General features: G+C 68.8%; 17 protein-coding genes and 1 tRNA gene. 11 read left to right on the top strand and 7 right to left on the bottom strand.

From position 1 onward, the window contains the following. Window positions 1–58 precede the first annotated feature (58 nt). A complete protein-coding gene (locus ACFQE5_RS06515) occupies window positions 59–1504 on the top strand; it encodes an MFS transporter (RefSeq protein ID WP_379583889.1) in 1446 nt (481 codons plus the stop codon). Window positions 1505–1833: 329 nt separating this feature from the next. Here the strand turns inward: ACFQE5_RS06515 and ACFQE5_RS06510 are convergent, their stop codons facing one another. Further along, window positions 1834–2484, bottom strand: a complete 651-nt coding sequence (locus tag ACFQE5_RS06510) for a FadR/GntR family transcriptional regulator (RefSeq protein ID WP_379583887.1) — start codon at window positions 2482–2484, stop codon at window positions 1834–1836. A gap of 282 nt (window positions 2485–2766) precedes the next feature. Here ACFQE5_RS06510 and ACFQE5_RS06505 point away from each other — a divergent pair, with 282 nt between their 5' ends. The 4 genes from ACFQE5_RS06505 to ACFQE5_RS06490 all read left to right on the top strand — a co-directional run bounded on the left by ACFQE5_RS06505 (window position 2767) and on the right by ACFQE5_RS06490 (window position 6005). Continuing rightward, the gene (locus ACFQE5_RS06505) at window positions 2767–4476 is read left to right on the top strand and encodes a 2-isopropylmalate synthase (RefSeq protein WP_379583885.1); all 1710 of its coding nucleotides are present in this window, start codon (window positions 2767–2769) and stop codon (window positions 4474–4476) included. 142 nt (window positions 4477–4618) lie between these two features. Continuing rightward, complete coding sequence (locus ACFQE5_RS06500; protein WP_379583883.1) at window positions 4619–4762, top strand: DUF433 domain-containing protein; 144 nt, start codon at window positions 4619–4621, stop codon at window positions 4760–4762. 72 nt (window positions 4763–4834) lie between these two features. After that, entirely contained in the window at window positions 4835–5212 is a 378-nt protein-coding gene (locus ACFQE5_RS06495) for a nuclear transport factor 2 family protein (protein WP_379583881.1), read from the top strand. Window positions 5213–5501: 289 nt separating this feature from the next. Continuing rightward, entirely contained in the window at window positions 5502–6005 is a 504-nt protein-coding gene (locus tag ACFQE5_RS06490; RefSeq protein WP_379583879.1) for a hypothetical protein, read from the top strand. A gap of 415 nt (window positions 6006–6420) precedes the next feature. Here the strand turns inward: ACFQE5_RS06490 and ACFQE5_RS06485 are convergent. From ACFQE5_RS06485 to ACFQE5_RS06470, 4 genes are all read right to left on the bottom strand, one after another. After that, a tRNA-Leu gene (locus tag ACFQE5_RS06485) sits at window positions 6421–6494 on the bottom strand. Between the two features lie 47 nt (window positions 6495–6541). Next, a complete protein-coding gene (locus ACFQE5_RS06480) occupies window positions 6542–7921 on the bottom strand; it encodes an NAD(P)/FAD-dependent oxidoreductase (RefSeq protein WP_379583877.1) in 1380 nt (459 codons plus the stop codon). Window positions 7922–8000: 79 nt separating this feature from the next. Then, window positions 8001–8765 (bottom strand): uracil-DNA glycosylase, encoded by a 765-nt coding sequence (locus tag ACFQE5_RS06475; protein WP_379583875.1) that lies wholly within the window; start codon window positions 8763–8765, stop codon window positions 8001–8003. 2 nt (window positions 8766–8767) lie between these two features. Beyond that, entirely contained in the window at window positions 8768–9718 is a 951-nt protein-coding gene (locus ACFQE5_RS06470; protein WP_379583873.1) for a Ppx/GppA phosphatase family protein, read from the bottom strand. A 109-nt stretch (window positions 9719–9827) separates the two neighbouring features. Between ACFQE5_RS06470 and ACFQE5_RS06465 the strand changes: the two genes are divergently transcribed. Further along, window positions 9828–11618, top strand: a complete 1791-nt coding sequence (locus tag ACFQE5_RS06465) for an acyl-CoA dehydrogenase family protein (protein WP_379583871.1) — start codon at window positions 9828–9830, stop codon at window positions 11616–11618. A gap of 220 nt (window positions 11619–11838) precedes the next feature. Here ACFQE5_RS06465 and ACFQE5_RS06460 read toward each other — a convergent pair whose 3' ends face one another. After that, entirely contained in the window at window positions 11839–12147 is a 309-nt protein-coding gene (locus ACFQE5_RS06460; RefSeq protein ID WP_379583869.1) for a helix-turn-helix transcriptional regulator, read from the bottom strand. 158 nt (window positions 12148–12305) lie between these two features. Between ACFQE5_RS06460 and ACFQE5_RS06455 the strand changes: the two genes are divergently transcribed. Continuing rightward, window positions 12306–12971 carry a LysR family substrate-binding domain-containing protein gene (locus ACFQE5_RS06455; RefSeq protein ID WP_379583867.1) on the top strand — a complete coding sequence of 222 codons (666 nt, stop codon included), beginning with the start codon at window positions 12306–12308 and terminating at the stop codon, window positions 12969–12971. 4 nt (window positions 12972–12975) lie between these two features. Here ACFQE5_RS06455 and ACFQE5_RS06450 read toward each other — a convergent pair whose 3' ends face one another. Next, a complete protein-coding gene (locus ACFQE5_RS06450) occupies window positions 12976–13689 on the bottom strand; it encodes a hypothetical protein (RefSeq protein ID WP_379583865.1) in 714 nt (237 codons plus the stop codon). A gap of 55 nt (window positions 13690–13744) precedes the next feature. Between ACFQE5_RS06450 and ACFQE5_RS06445 the strand changes: the two genes are divergently transcribed. Genes ACFQE5_RS06445 through ACFQE5_RS06430 form a run of 4 tightly spaced genes read left to right on the top strand, consistent with a single transcriptional unit; the run spans window position 13745 to window position 16195 of the window. Then, on the top strand, window positions 13745–15211 hold the full coding sequence (locus tag ACFQE5_RS06445; protein WP_379583863.1) for a YHS domain-containing protein: 1467 nt from the start codon (window positions 13745–13747) through the stop codon (window positions 15209–15211). Window positions 15212–15223: 12 nt separating this feature from the next. After that, the gene (locus tag ACFQE5_RS06440) at window positions 15224–15478 is read left to right on the top strand and encodes a toluene-4-monooxygenase system B family protein (RefSeq protein ID WP_379583861.1); all 255 of its coding nucleotides are present in this window, start codon (window positions 15224–15226) and stop codon (window positions 15476–15478) included. A 7-nt stretch (window positions 15479–15485) separates the two neighbouring features. Continuing rightward, complete coding sequence (locus tag ACFQE5_RS06435) at window positions 15486–15842, top strand: Rieske 2Fe-2S domain-containing protein (RefSeq protein WP_379583857.1); 357 nt, start codon at window positions 15486–15488, stop codon at window positions 15840–15842. Continuing rightward, entirely contained in the window at window positions 15839–16195 is a 357-nt protein-coding gene (locus ACFQE5_RS06430; RefSeq protein ID WP_379583855.1) for an MmoB/DmpM family protein, read from the top strand. The genes ACFQE5_RS06435 and ACFQE5_RS06430 overlap by 4 nt, the downstream gene beginning before the upstream one ends. Window position 16196 lies beyond the last annotated feature (1 nt).

The raw sequence follows: 16196 nt of genomic DNA, 5'->3' as shown, positions 1-16196 counted from the left end.
CCGGAAGACCCGGACCCTCCCTCGACCTCGTATACCCCCTACTAGTTCGGAGTAAAAAATGTCCACGGCACACGCATCACCGACAAACAGCGTGAGGTGGTGGGGGCTCGCTCTGATCGCCCTGGCCCAGTTCATGGTGATCATGGACGCCTCCATCATCGGCGTCGCCCTCCCGCATCTGCAGGTCGACCTCGGCTTCACCCAGGCCAACCTCTCCTGGGTGTTCAACGCCTACGTCATCGCCCTGGGCGGCATGCTGCTTCTCGGCGGCCGGCTGTCCGACCTGTTCGGCCCGCGGCGCATGTTCGCCACCGGATGGGTCATCCTCGGCATCGGTTCACTGGTGGCCGGGTTCGCCGGCAACGTCGGCGTCGAACTGACCGGCCGCGTCCTGCAAGGCGTCGGCTCGGCACTCATCGCCCCGGCCGCGCTGACCCTGCTGATGATGCTGTTCGGGTCGAACCCGAAGGAGCTCACCAAGGCGATGGCGTTCTACGGCGCCGCCGCTCCCGCCGGTGGTACCGCCGGCGTGTTCCTCGGTGGCGTGATCACCGAGTTCATCTCCTGGCAGTGGGTGTTCTTCATCAACGTGCCGATCGCCATCATCGCGCTGATCGCCACCGGTCCGCTGATGCCGGGGGGCACGATGGGCGCGCGCGGCTCGGTGGACGCGTTCGGCGCGCTCACCGTCACCCTCGGTCTAGCCGCCGTCGTGTTCGGCATCGTCCGCGCCGAGGTCGCCGGCTGGGCCTCGGGCGAGACATGGATCGCGATCGGCATCGGTGTGGCGCTGCTGATCTTCTTCTTCGTCTCTCAGAAGGTGAAGAAGGAGCCGCTGATGCAGCTGTCGATCTTCCGCAGCCCCAACCTGGCCTCGGCCAACGTGGCCCAGTTGCTGCTGGGTGCGGCGTGGATTCCGATGTGGTTCTTCCTGAACCTCTACCTGCAGCAGGTGCTGGGCTTCACCGCCTTCCCGGCGGGCGCCGCGCTGCTGCCGATGACGGTCCTCATCATGATCGGCATGATCGCGCTGGCCCCACGGATCATCGCCGCCGTCGGGCCGAAGATGCCCATCGTCCTGGGCCTACTGGCGCTCGCGGTGGGCTTGGGCTGGATGTCCTTCATCCGGCCCGACGGGAACTACTGGGTCGATGCGTTCGGGCCGTCGCTGCTCGTCGCCTTCGGACAGGTGCTGGCCTTCATCCCCTCGCTGCAGACCGCCATCTCCGCGGCCCCACCCGAGGCAGGTGGGCTGGCCTCCGGGATCGTGAACACCAGCTACCAGGTCGGCTCCGCCCTCGGCCTGGCCGTGGTTACCGCCGTAGCCGCCAGCTACGGGGCAAGCCAGCTCGGCAACCCCTCAGCGTTGACCGACGGATTCTCGGCCGCCTTCATCACCGCAGGCATCATCGCCCTGGTCGGCGCGCTCCTGGCGCTGATCACATTCCACACCCGGCCACGGGTCGCCGAGTCGATCCCGGCCGAATCCACCAGCGCGGGCTGAGCCACTCACCCCACGGGGTCCGGCGGGCCGCCTCATGGTCCGCCGGACCCCGGCAGTCTCACGGAGCTCACAATGCCGAACCTCACCACCGTCCGCAGCAACATCATCTCGGTCAGCAGGTCCCCTGTCGCACGACATATCGCGCGCTGCCTCCTCGGCTGCGCCCTCGCCGCCCTCACCGCCCGATCGCAGTCCGCAGCTCCTCCCGAGCGGGACGCTCGCCGTGATCGGTGTTGACGATGCTCGACGCGGATCGGGACGTTGATATCGGTGAGAATCCGCCGTGACGCGCGAACGACGTAGCCGTCCCGGCACCGGCTCAGCGGCGGTCAGGCAAGGGCTTCCTTCATGGACAGCAGGTGGGCACGACTGCGCTGACCAGCCGCCGGGCCATCGCGGTCGGCGATAGCGTCGGCCAGCGCGATATGCGCCTCGTGATCGGCGTCGCTTCCGAAGTCACTCCGGATGCGAAGCATTTCGATCATGGACTGGCGTAGTCGCGGGGTGAAGCTGTCGAACAGTTCGATCAGGACCGGGTTGTGCGCCGCGACGACGATGGCGCGGTGGAATGCGGTGTCGGCATCGACGTGGTTCTCGATGTCGGAGCGTTGTTCGGCCCGCTGCGCGAGCGCGCGGCGGATCGCGCGGAGGTCAGCGGGGGTGCGACGGGTGGCGGCGAGGCCGGCGGCCTCGGTTTCGATGGCGATGCGTGCCTCGATCACCGCCACGATGTCGGCCTTGCGCAGGACGGTGTCCCAGCCCTCGGGGGCGTCGAGCGCCGCGACGAAGACGCCAGCGCCCTGACGTGAGACCAGCACGCCACGCCCGGCGAGCTGCCGGATCGCCTCGCGCACGGTTGAGCGCCCGACACCGAGTTGCGGGGCGAGGGTCGTCTCGCCCGGCAGTTTCTCGCCGAGACCCCACTCGCCCGCTCTGATGCGTTCGAGCAGGAGCTCTGCGGCCTGGTCTGCCAGGGGCATCCGTGTCACCTGCGCCATACCCGTCACCTATTCTGCTCAGCTTGTCTGAGGAGTTGTGATAGAGTCTACCCGTGCGCTCAGTCGAGTTCCTCCTCCTTCGCTGCCACGGCGGGGCTTAGCCAGACCGGCTCCCCGACGTGGAGCCCAAGCGCGCCGGTCGATCATCCACTGATCGAGAGAGCAAACAAGAACATGACCAGCAGCACCTTCCCGACCATCTCGACGCCTGCAGGTCCGATCCCGGCAGACGCTCCCCTGTGGAACCGGCAACGGCATTCGCACATGCCTTCACATCGCTATCGCGACGTCTACTCCCGCGTCGAGGTGCCGCTCACCGAGCGCGACTGGCCAACCCGGAGACTCACCGCGGCGCCACTGTGGGTTCCGGTGGACCTGCGTGACGGCAATCAGGCCCTGGCTGAGCCGATGGACCCAGCGCGCAAACGTCAGTTCTTCACGCTCATGGTCGCGATGGGCTACAAGGAGATCGAGGTTGGCTACCCCTCTGCCTCGCAGACCGACTACGACTTCGTGCGGCTGATCGCCGATACCGACATCGCGCCCGACGACGTGACGATCGTCGTGTTCACCCCGGCCCGCAGAGACCTCGTCGAGCGCACCGTCGCCTCCATCCAGGGCATCACCAACCCGGTTGTGATCCACATGTACACCGCGACCGCACCGACGTGGCGCACGACCGTGCTCGGGCGCGACCGCGACGAACTGCGCGAACTCATCCTCGCCGGGGGCCGCGACGTGCTCGACCTCGCCGGTCATCTGCCGAACGTACGGTTCGAGTTCTCCCCGGAGGTCTTCAACCTCACCGAGCCCGACTACGCCCTCGATGTCTGCAATGCCATCACCGAACTGTGGAACGCCACCCCCGAGCGCCCGGTGATCATCAACCTGCCCGCCACCGTCGAGGTCGCCACGCCCAACGTGTACGCCGACCAGATCGAGTACATGCACAAGCACCTCGCCCGCCGCGACTCCGTGATCCTCTCCGTGCACCCGCACAACGATCGCGGCACCGGCATCGCCTGCGCCGAACTCGCCCTGCTCGCCGGCGCCCAGCGGGTCGAGGGATGCATCTTCGGCAACGGCGAACGCACCGGGAACGTGGACATCGCCACCCTCGCGCTCAACCTGCATGCCCAGGGCATCGATCCGATGATCGACTTCTCGGACGTCGACGAGGTGCGGCGCACGGTGGAGCACGCAAACCGGATCGAGATTCATCCCCGGCACCCCTACGTCGGCGACCTGGTGCACACCGCGTTCAGTGGCACCCATCAGGATGCCATCAAGAAGGGACTCGCCGAGCACCGCGCACGCGCGGTGACCGAGGGCAGAGCAGAAAGCGATATCGCCTGGCAGGTGCCTTACCTGCCGATCGACCCCGCGGATATCGGCCGAAACTACGACGCCGTGATCCGGGTGAACTCCCAATCCGGGAAGGGAGGCATCGCGTACCTGCTCGAAACCGAGTACGGCGTCGAGCTGCCCCGCCGTTTGCAGATCGACCTCGCGGGCCGGGTGCAGCAGCACACCGACGACTCGGGAGCCGAGGTCACCGCCGAGGAAATCTGGAGCATCTTCCAGCGGAGTTACCTCTCGGCGAACGACGGTGACACAGCCGTCGTCGAACTCGTCCGTTACGAGACATCCGAATCGGCGGGGCGCAGCAGGACGCGAATCGTGCTCCGCGCGCAGGGCCAGGAGCACGCGAGCAGCCACGACGACGTCGGGCCGGTCGAGGCGCTGGCGGCCGCACTGGCCGCGGTCGGCATCCGAATCCAGGTGCTCGAACTGCACCAGGTCAGCATCGGCCAGGGCAACAGCAGCGACGCGCTCACTGTCATCGAGTATCGCCACGACGGAGCCAACGGATGGGCAGCGGGCAGGGCGGGATCAGTGCTCGCAGCGAGCCTGGCCGCGGTGGTCACTGCAGCCAACACCCGCACACGCAGCGCGGCGCCCGCCATCGGGTGAGCACGCGAGGCGCCTGAGGAGGTCCGGTCGGCAACCGCGTAAGAACGCGGTCCACTCCCGTCGGCGGGGAGAGGGCGACGCCCCGATTTCGGCGCGCACGTCGATTCTGGGCCAGGCTCGCAAACCGCCGTACCGTCGGCACATGACCTTCGACCGGATCACAGTGGATCCCGACCTGATGGGTGGCGTCCCGACGATCCGCGGTATGCGCATCCCGGTCGCCACCGTTGTCTCCATGGTCGCCGACGGCATGACGGTCGGCGAGATCGCTCGCCCGTCTGCATGAGGCTGCTCGACTGAACGACGCCGGATGTGGGCGGAGCGCACGTCGTGATCTGAACTTGCACAAAGGTGCAGCATGGTCATCGTGAATCTGGATCTGGTGCGCGCATTCGAGCAGGCAGTCACCGCCGGCGATGTCGAGGCGGCGGCCGGTCTCGTCACCGACGACATCGAGGTCGGAGGCCCGCGGGGCTCGGCGTCCGGGCTGAACGTCTTCCGTCGGTGGGTAGCCAGTTCGGGCATCTCACTGGAGACCGTGCAATTGTTTGGACGCGGCGATACCGCCGTCGCGGTGCAGAAGGCCAGCTGGGCCGCCAGTGCTGATGTCCACACCGTCGCGACAGAGTTCGGTGTGCGGGCCGGACGGATCTGCCGGGTCATTCGCTACGACGACGGCGTGGACGTAGCGCTGGCAGCGGCTGGCCTTGGCCGTACCGACGAGCTGCCCCTCTGAGGATCTGGCGGACGTCGTCCCCCGAACGCCGTGCCCGCTGGCTCGTGAGTGGCGTGTGCTGGGCGCGACGTGGGGCACGAGCGACAGGTCCTTGCCACGCACACGCGGGCGCCCCAAGAGATCGCCGACGGTCTCCATGCCGTGGCCGGCGACGGCACGAGCGCTGGGTTGGCCTGTGACGCCCACGGCCCGCTCGCCGGTGGTGAGTTATCGGGATGCAGGGGCAGGGTACGGCGGCGAGGATTGGCTCGTGCACGTCGAGTTCGCGAGGCGCAAAGGCGGAGGTTCTTTGGCCACGATTGACCGCCCAGATGGAGTCCGGCTCCTGCTGACCTCGTACGACCGCGCGAACACGGTCCCGCACGATCTCGCTCACTTCGTCACCGAACGCGACCTCGGCCTGCGGCGCGGATTGTGGGGCAGCATCGCCACCGGGGCCCTGTTCGACAGCCTGCAGATCCTCTCCGGCAGGCGGCGGCACAACGACGCAGCCCGATCACAGGCGGTCCGCCGGGCCAACGCCGACGAGCTGGCTCTCGCCGAGATCCTGGTCGCAGCGGTGCACCGGGGCCTGCAGCTGAGTGACACCGCCGCGACGCGCGAGATCGAGCGCGCGTGGTCGAGCGTCCGCGACTCACCGTGCCCGTTCCCGCCCGACCGCAGAATCCTCGCTGTCACCGAGCTGCGTCGGCTCGGCCGCCTCTTCGGTGAGCTGGATGACTCAGGCAGGCTACCGCTCGACTGGCCCACTGCTTCGCCCCGCAAGATCGGCGGGAAACGACGGCGCCGCTGATCCCGTACGCCGGCCGAAGCGGCACAACTCGGCCTTTCGGTCCCGTTCGGTAGTGGGGCCGGGTAGCCGGTGCCTCGTGGATCGACTCGGGAGGAACGGCAGCTCGAGCACCGTGCCCGCGGCACAACCCGCGTCCTCCCGAACTGAGGGCGCTGCTTCATGACCACATCGGAGCGGTCGGCAACTCGCCCGACGGCCTCCTGTCCCACGGAGTCCGCGGCGTTCAGCGCGCCGAGAGCACGTACTGCCGTGTGTGGCGCAAGGCCCGTGTCGACGCGCTGAGCGCCGAGGACGCCGCCCGCCGCCCCTCGGGACGGAACTTTGGCGCGTATTGAGCGTGATCAGCCGGACAACACCGGCAACGAGAGATGAGGGAATCCTCAGCTCAGAGCATGGTCGGGCCGGTCAGGCGGGGTGCCCCCGGTGGGATTCGAACCCACACTGTGACCCTTTTAAGGGGCCTGCCTCTGCCGATTGGGCTACGGGGGCGCGGGCCACAGCCTACGGGCGACGGCCCGGCGCCCCGCGGGCCCCGCTCAGACCCCGACGCGCTCGGCGGCCGCGTCCATGGCCAGGCGCACCGGCTCGGCGGATGGCGCGGCCGGAGCGGGGCTGCCGACGACGCGGCTGAACTCCGCGCGTGGGGCGTGGATCTGGCCCAGCGCAACGACCTCGCGGCCCAGCACCAGCGCCCCCGTCCAGTCGAAGATGATCCGGATGCGCCGGTTCCAGGTCGGCATCCGGCTCACGTGGTAGGTGCGGTGCATGAACCACGCGACGATGCCGCGCAGCTTGATCCCGTAGATCTCGGCGACTCCCTTGTAGAGGCCAAGACTCGCCACCGAGCCGGCGTAGGAGTGCTTGTACTGGGTGAGCTTTCGGCCACGCAGGTGCGCGATCACATTGTCGGCCAGCACCTTCGCCTGGCGCACCGCGTGCTGAGCCGAGGGGCTCGTCGTCGCGTCCGGGTCGTCCTTGGACAGATCGGGAACCGCCGCGCAGTCACCGGCGCTGAACACGTCCGGCATCCCGACGACCTGTAGCTCCGCGGTGCAGTCGACTCGCCCGCGGGAATCGCGCGGCAGGTCGGTGTTGTCCAGCATCGGGTTCGGCCTGACCCCGGCGGTCCAGATGATCGTGTCCGCATCGAAGGACTGACCGTCGTCCAGCACCACGTGCCCGTCCACCATGCTCGTCACCCGGGTGTCGAGGTTGACCTCGATATCCGCATCGAGCAGCCGCTCAACGGTGTAGCGGCCCAGCTTCGGGCCCACCTCGGGCATGATCCGGTTCGCCGCCTCGACAAGCACCCAGCGGATGTCCTCGCGGTTGATGTTGTCGTAGTAGCGGCTGGCGTAGCGGGCCATGTCGGCCAACTCGGCGAGCGCCTCGATCCCGGCGTACCCGCCGCCGACCACCACGAAGGTCAGCAACTTGCGCCGAAGTTTCGGGTCGGTCGTCGCGGCGGCCTCGTCGAGCCGCGAAAGGACGTGATTCCGCAGAAAAATGGCCTCGCCGACGTTCTTGAACGCGATTCCGTGCTCGGCCAGACCCGGGATCGGCAGTACCCGCGCGACCGAACCGGGTGCGACGACGAGGATGTCGTAGTCGATGGTGGCGACCCGCCCGGTGGCCAACTCGGCGGTGACCTGCCGCACCGAATGGTCAATCCGGGTGACCCGCCCGGTGAGATGGTGGCATTGACGCAGAACCTTCCGCAGCGGCACGACCACATGCCGGGGCTCGATCGAGCCGGCCGCCGCCTCGGGCAGGAACGGCTGATAGGTCATGTGGGACTGCGGATCGATCACGGTGACGGAGGCCTCCGCGCGACGCAGTTTCTTCTGCAGCCGCAAAGCGGTGTACATCCCGACGTAACCGCCGCCAACCACCACGATCCGCGTGTCGCGCGCCATGGGTCCATGCTCGCATCCGAGGGCCGTCCGCCCACAACGCAGAGGACCGATTCCGCTATACGTCACACCGTCAACAAGGTCAAGACTGCCGTTCGGGTACGCCCTGTCCGTCGCCGATGATCCCCGCCGCACGGCCCGCGGCGTCCAGCACGTCCTGCAACATCTGGGGGGTCAGCCGTCCGGTGAAGGTGTTCTGCTGGCTGACGTGGTAGCTGCCGAACAGGCGCAGCGGGGCACGGCCCGGCGCGCCCGGGGCGAGCTCGGTGTGGGCACCGTGGCCGAACCGGGGCCTCGGCTTCGGCACCACCCAGCCCGTCGCCGCCAGCACCGGCAGCAGCGCCTGCCACCCGAACCCACCCAGCACCACGATCGCGCGCAGCGTCGGCGCGAGCAGCGTGAGCTCGGTGTCAAGCCAGAACCGGCAGTTCTCCCGTTCGGCCGGGGTCGGCTTGTTCGCGGGCGGGGCGCAGTGCACCGGCGCGGTGATCCGGGTACCGCGCAGCACCAGCCCATCGTCGCGATGAACCGCTGTGGCCTGGTTGGCGAGGCCGACGGTGTGCAGCGCCGCATAGAGGACGTCGCCGGAGCGGTCCCCGGTGAACATGCGGCCGGTGCGGTTGCCCCCGTGCGCCGCGGGCGCGAGGCCCACGATCAGCAGCGCCGCATCCGGGGGGCCGAAGCCGGGCACCGGACGTCCCCAGTACTCGTGCTCGCGGAACGCGGCGCGCTTGTCCACCGCCACCTTCTCCCGCCAGGTCACCAGCCGCGGACAGGCCCGGCAGTCGAGGATCGCCGCGTCGAGCGCCGCGATGCTCTCCGGAACGACGCAGGCGTGACGGACCATGGTCAGGCGATCGATCGGGCGATGCCGTCGAGAATGTCGTGCTCGCTGATGACGAGCTCGGAGATGCCCGCGCGCGCGTGCAACTCGTCGGACAGCACATCGACGATCAGCGCGCCGGCCCCGATGACGTCGACCCGTCCGGGATGCAACGCGCCCAGCTTCGCGCGCTCGGAACGCGGCGTGCGCAGCAGACGCTGGGCGACCTCGCCGAGCTCGTCGCGGGAGAGCCGGGACAGGTGCACGGCATCGGGGTCGTAGCTGGGCAGCTGCTGCGCGATGGCCGACAGGGTGGTGATGGTGCCCGCCACCCCGACCCAGGTGCGCACGCCCTCGACCGGGACCGCGGCGAACGCCTCGTCCAGGATCGTGGTGGCGACCGCGCGGGCCTTGTCGATGTCGTCACCGCTCGGCGGGTCGCCGGTCAGGCAGCGCTCGGTGAGCCGGACGCTGCCGATATCCACCGAACGGGCCGAGTGCACCCTCGCCGCGCCGTCGTCCAGCGACCCGACGACGAGCTCGGTCGAGCCGCCGCCCACGTCGACGACGACGAAGGGTCCGTCGGCCGGCTCGAGGTCACCGACCGCGCCCACGAACGACAGCGTCGCCTCCTCCTCCCCGGAGATCACCTCGGCCTCGGCGCCGAGCACGTCGCGCACCATGGCGAAGAAGTCCTCGCGGTTGGATGCGTCGCGGGTTGCCGATGTCGCGACCATCCGGATGCGTTCGACACCCGCGGCGCGCAGCGTCCCGACGTAGTCGACGAGCGCAGCGCGGGTACGTTCCAACGCCGCGGGCGCCAGCATGCCGGTCGCGTCCACGTCCTGGCCGAGCCGCACGATGCGCATCTCGCGGTGCACGTCACGCAGGTCGAGGGTCCCCGCGGTGCTGGCCACGTCCGCGACGAGCAGCCGGATCGAATTGGTTCCGCAGTCGATTGCGGCCACCCGCGGCATGCGCTCCCCCTCATCCGGTGTCGGAGATCTGCCGTCACGGTACGCGCGGTCGCGCACCGTCCAGCGTGGCCATGCCCCGATCGGGTTGTTCGCCGCTAGTCTCGGCCGGGTGACGGATGGACGGATGCGCGGCACCGAACAGACCGTGACCACCCCGGTCGAGGCGCCAGGAAACGGAACCGAGTCGGGTGAGGCGACGGCGGGGCGCCCGTCGTCCTCCACCGGGGTGACGAGCGCGCCGCGTACCCGCCCCCGGCCGGTCGCGGCGCCGGTCGGGACCGACCTCGGTACCCACGAGGTGCTCAACCAGGTCCCGCCACTCGCCGGGTACGACCCGCTGGCCTGCGACCCCGCGCTGGTCGACGCCGTGCGCCGAGAGGGCGCCGGGGACGCGCTGGACAACCTGGCCGTGCTCGGCCGCACCATCGCCTCCGAACCGGCTCGTGAGGACGCCCGGTTGGCCAACGAGAACCCCCCCGTGTTGCGTACCCATGACCGGTACGGGCACCGCATCGACGAGGTCGAGTTCCATCCGTCCTGGCATCGGCTGATGGCGCTCTCGGTCGGGTGGGGCCTGCACGGCGCTCCCTGGCAGGCCGATCCCGGGTCCGGGGCGCACGTCGCCCGCGCCGCGGGCTTCTACCTGATGAACCAACTCGAGCAGGGACATTGCTGCCCGATCTCGATGACCTACGCGGCGATCCCCGCGCTGCGGCACGACCCCGACCTCATGGCGCGGTTCGAGCCCGGCCTCATGGCCCGCGAGTACCAGCCCGGGCTCGCCCGGCCCGACACCAAGTCCGGGCTGCTCGCCGGGATGTCGATGACCGAGAAGCAGGGCGGCTCCGACGTGCGGTCGGGAACGACCGTGGCGGCGTCACGGTCGGACGGCACCTACGAACTCATCGGCCACAAATGGTTCACCTCGGCGCCGATGAACGATCTGTTCCTGACGCTGGCGCAGGCCCCCGGGGGGCTGACCTGTTTCGTGCTGCCCCGGGTGCTGCCCGACGGCAGCCGCAACCCGATCCGGCTGCAACGGCTCAAGGACAAGGTGGGGAACCGGTCCAACGCCTCGGCGGAGATCGAGTACGACGGCGCGATCGGCTGGCGGCTCGGCGATGAGGGCCGTGGCGTGGCGACGATCATCGAGATGGTCTCGATGACCCGATTGGACTGTGTGCTGGGCTCGGCCGCGATCGTCCGGGCCGCGCTGACCGAGGCCGCGCACCACGTGGCGCATCGCAGCGCGTTCGGCTCACGGCTCGCGGACACGCCGCTCATGCAGACCGTGATCGCCGACCTCGCCCTGGAGTCCGAGGCGGCGACCTCGCTGGCGCTGCGGCTGGCGGGCGCGGTCGACCGCGGGGAGCGCCACCTGCTGCGGCTCGCGCTCCCGGCCACGAAGTACCTGGTCTGCAAGCGGACGTCGACGGTCGTGGCCGAGGCGCTGGAATGCCTGGGCGGCAACGGGTATGTCGAGGACTCCGGGCTGCCTCGGCTCTACCGCGAAGCCCCGCTGAACTCGATCTGGGAGGGGTCCGGAAACGTCACCGCACTCGATGTGCTGCGTGCCGTGACCCGCGAGCCCGACTCCGTCGACGCTGTACTGGCCGAGATCGACGCGGCGAGCGGGGCCGACGAGTGGTTCGACCGCGGGGTGCGCGAACTGCGGACCGAACTTCGTTCCCGCGAGGAGCGACGCGCCCGGCGACTGGCCGAGATGCTGGCGTTGTGCCTACAGGGCTCGCTGCTGCTGCGGCATGCCCCGGAGGAGGTGGCCTCGGCGTTCGTGTCGTCGCGGTTCCTGCCCGACGGTCCCTGGCGGACCGCCGGCACGCTGCCCGCCCAGGTGCACACCCAAGCCCTGCTCCAGCGCATCACCCCCACCACCGTCTGACCCCTCCCCCGCGAGTCGCGGTATTTCCGACCGCGAGTCGCGGTCATTCCGCGAGCGAGCCGGGATGGTTGCGGACGTCTCATGCGAACTTCGGATCGGGTCTGCGGATCGAGGCTCGCCGGGAAGGACAGGGCCCCCTACGGTGCTGGCCGTACCGCCTCGACGCGGCCTCGTCATGAACCGTTGCGACGTCAGCACGAAGGAGTGCCAGGTGACGACGTCAGGGATGCAGCGATCGCAGCGTCTCCGAGGGGTTCTGCCCGAACCTCTCGCGGTAGGCGCGGGCAAAGCGCCCCACGTGGGCGAAACCCCAGCGATAGGCGACCTCGCCGACGGTGACGGTGGCGGGCGACGCCTCCCTCAGATCCCCGTGCGCCCGATCCAGCCGGCACCTGCGCAGGTAACCCATCGGGGAGATACCCACATGACGGCGGAAACCGTCCTCGATCGAACGGACACTGATCCCGACGGACGTGGCGAGCTCGGTGATCGTCCACGGATGCTCCGGGCGGGACTCGATGAGGTCCATGACCAGCTTCACATTGCGCGGCCGAGGCGCTCGGCCCGGAGCCCGCAACTCGTCGAGGTACGTATGCGGCTGGCCCCAAAGCAGACCGCCGAGGATGAGGTGTTGCACCTCGGCCGCGAGCAGCGGATGGGCGGCGAACCTCGTGCTCGGCGAACGCGTTGCTGGGCCGCGTCCTCCGGCTGGTGCGTCTCGCCACCGGCCGGTTGCCGCTCGACCTGCGCAGCGACCTGCTGACCCCCACTCAGCTCGACGGGATCGTTGACGGGCGGATCGATATCGGTTTCATGGTCCGACCCGACTGTCCGCCGCCCGCCGAACTCGTGATGCACACCCTGCTCGTCGAGTCGTTGGCTGTCGTGCTCCCCGACGGGCACCCGCTCGCGGGTTACGACGCGGTCCCGCTGGCGGAGATGGCGAACGACGACTTCGTGTCGTTCCCCGCCGACAGCGGCTCGGCCGTCCGGTGGCTGTTCGAGAACGCGTGCCGGACCGAGGGTTTTCAGCCGCGCATCGTGCACGAGGCGCGGGACACCGGCACACTGCTCGGGCTGGTCGCCGCCGGGCTCGGCAGTGCCGTGTTCCCGCTCTCGGTTCGCGACGGCGCAGCGGCGGGCGTCACGGTTCGTCCGCTCGCCGAACATCCACCGGTCGAGATCGTCATGGTGTGGCGACGCACCGAACAACGACGCCTGGTGCGCGAGGTCGTCGACACCATCAATCACGACTTCGGCTCACCCCAGCGGCCCGGCCGGGATCCCGAACCGGCCCGGCAGGGTGGGCACAGCCGCATTCCGGTCGTTCAGCTTCCGACGACCGTACGCTGACGGCTCACCCTCCCGGCCGCCGCGTCACGTCGAACCACGGACAATCGCGATCCCGCCAGTCCCACCGCCAGACCTCGAAGCTGATCGGATCGCTGCCGTCGTCGGGATCGTCGTCCAGCCCGAACCCATAACCGCAGCGCGGGCAGCGCTGCCGCGACGGGTCTCCGAAGTGGACGGCATAGGGCGGTTTGAGCGGTTCGTTCGGCGGTCCCTCGAAAGCCAGATAGGGCGGTTGATCCAACCCGACGAACCAGCACGCCGGGCACGTCACGGCCCGTTCCTGCTGAGTCCGCAGCTCGACCAGGCGCCAGGCGGCCCGACCGAGCCGTTCGAAGACGCGCAGCTCCTCCCGCCGGGCCCCCTCGAGGTCGGCCCGGTCGAGCTCGGCCGCGATCCATTCGCGACAGCCCCGCCATCTGGTCGCGAGTTCACGCACCTCGGCGGTCGTCATCCGGTGCACAGCGGCGATCGCCGGAACCAACTCGGAAAGGTCGCGAGCCACCGAGGGAAGCCGGAGATCCGGATCGGAATATGCATTCGATCCGATTCTTCTGGTCGATTCACACACCCCTGTCATGTCCACCATCGTGCAAGCCCACGGCAATCCGAACAAGAGGAAACCCGGCAAAGATCCGTTATTCACGCCATTTTCCCTGGCCCGGGGATTGAGACCGATCCGGTTCGCACTCAGACCGGATCGATCCTTTACATACGCCACATCCTACAAGACCGTGGTTCCTCAACAGGAACGGAAGCACGCGAAGAGGAGAAGCATGCCCAGCCTGAAACGCGAGGACTGGTTCGATCTCGGACGTCAGCTCGACTGGACCCCAGAGTACGCACCTCGAGACATCCTCTTCCCAGAGTTCGCCACAGACAGCTCCCGACTGCCGGCCGAGGCCTGGGAGAAATGGGACGAGCCGTACAAGGTCTCCTACCGCGAGTACGTCGATATCCAGCGGCAGAAGGACGAGGGTCTCTACGGGGTGAAAACCGCCGTCGGCCGTACCCGGTACATCGAGGGCGCCGACCCGCGGTGGCGCGCGATCATCAAGGAGCACTACGGGATCGCGTCGGTCGCCGAGTACTTCGCCGGGCTGTCCGAGGCGAAGCTCGCCCGGTTCGCACCGTCGGCCGCCTGGCGCACCGTGGCGACGCTGGGCATGCTCGACGAGATCCGGCACGGGCAACTGCAGTTGTTCTTCCCGCATTCCTACGTCAAACAGGACGACCAGTTCGACTGGGCGCACAAGATGTATCACACCAACGAATGGGGGGCGATCACCGCTCGGTCGATCTTCAGCGACCTGTTCCTCGCCGGCACCGCGGTCGATGCCGCGATCGCCGAGACCTTCGTCTTCGAGACCGCCTTCACCAACCTGCAGTTCCTGGGCATGGCGTCGGACGCGCTGAAGGCCGGTGACGTCGAGTTCTCCTCGCTGCTGCAGTCGATTCAGACCGACGAGGCCCGGCACTCCCAGCAGGGCGCCGCGGTGATCGAGGTGCTGCGCCACCACGATCCCGAACACGCCCAGTACGTTGTGGACAAGGCCGTCTGGCGCACCTGGAAGGTCTTCGCGCTGCTGACCGGAATGGGCATGGACTACTACATGCCGCTGGAACACCGGAGGCACTCGTTCAAGGAGTTCATGGAGGAGCTGGTCCTCGACCAGTTCGCCAAGTACATGCTCGACGCAGGTCTGGACCTGCCGTGGTACTGGGGCCAGCTGCTCGACGAGGTGGACAACTTCCACCACTCGATGCACCTGGGTTCGTGGACCTACCGGCCGACGTTGTGGTGGGATCCCGCGGCGGGTGTCTCCCCCGAGGAGCGGGAGTGGCTGGCCACCAAGTACCCGAAGTGGGAGCAGACCTGGGGCCGCAAGTGGGACGTTATCGTCCAGAACGCCCGCAGCGGGCGCGAGGAGCTCACGCTTCCCTCGACGCTGCCGGTCACCTGCAACATGTGCCACCTGCCGATGACGGTGTGGCGTGAGCATGCGGCACCGCTGCGGGTCATCCGGCGCGATGGCCGAACCTACCGGTTCTGCTCGGACCCCTGCCAGTGGATCTTCGAGCGGGAGCCGGAGAAGTACGTCGGCCACGAGTCGCTGATCGACCGATTCGTCACCGGTCAGATCCAGCCGCCCGACCTGGGTGGGGCCTTGAGCTACATGGGCATCACCCCGGAGGTCGCCGGCAAGGACGCGCTCGACTACGCCTGGGCCCGCACGGCCTGATAGGAGACGATCATGGGCAACCCCATGCCGGTCGTCGCGCACTTCCGCGGCGACTTCCTCTACAGCCTCGTCCTCATCGAGGACACCGACACCATCGCCGAGGTCGCGCACAAATGCGCGGAGCACTCGGTCGACCGCCGGGTGCCGCCCCAGAACCGGCCGATGCAGGTCGAGTACGCCGGCCGCGTCCTCGACAACTCGCTGACAGCAGCCCAGGAGGGTGTGGCGCCGATGGAAGAAGTGATCGTCTCCTACGCGGACCGGTGACGGCGTGATGACGACCCTCTCCGAGGCCGCCTGGGAGCGGCTGTGCGCGGCCGACGATGTCTGGGAGGGCGAGATGTCCTTCCACCGGCTGCCCGACGGCACCGCGGTGATCCTGGTGAACACCGCCGGCCGGCTCCGCGCGTTCCAGGGCATCTGTCCGCATCAGGACAACACGCTCGAGGACGCGGACTTCGACGGGGAGATCATCACCTGCCCCGCGCACATGTGGGAGTTCGACGCATGCAGCGGTGCCGGGATCAACCCGACCAACGCCCGCCTCACCGAGTACCCGACCGAGGTCCGCGACGGCGAGTTGTTCGTCCGCGTCCCGCGGAGTCACCCACGAAAGGCATCCCAGACATGACCCAGACCAAGGCGCCGAGCCCCGACGGGCCGTCGGTCTCCGCCGACGCCGCGTTGGTCGGTCCCATCATGCAGGCCGGCGAGATGGCCGAGCTCGTGGCCGAGGCGATCGCCGAGGACAACCCCGACGCGGAGGTCCAGGTCCGCGACGAGGGCTCCTACATCCGCATCCACACTCCCGGGCGTTGCCGGCTGACCCGCCGGACACTGAGCGAACTGGCCGGGCGCCCGGTGCGGATCGGTGACGTCGAACCCCACATGGCCTTCTTCGCCGGCCACATCATCACCACCACCGACGACATCGTGTGGCACTCCCGGCAGGGCGCCGCCCGCCCGACCCCCAAGGAGAGCTGAG

This window comes from Pseudonocardia hispaniensis, from assembly GCF_042658695.1.
Taxonomy (GTDB): Bacteria; Actinomycetota; Actinomycetes; order Mycobacteriales; family Pseudonocardiaceae; genus Pseudonocardia; species Pseudonocardia hispaniensis.
Note: the sequence above shows the minus strand (reverse complement) of the source record. Positions and strands in the feature narration are given on the sequence as shown.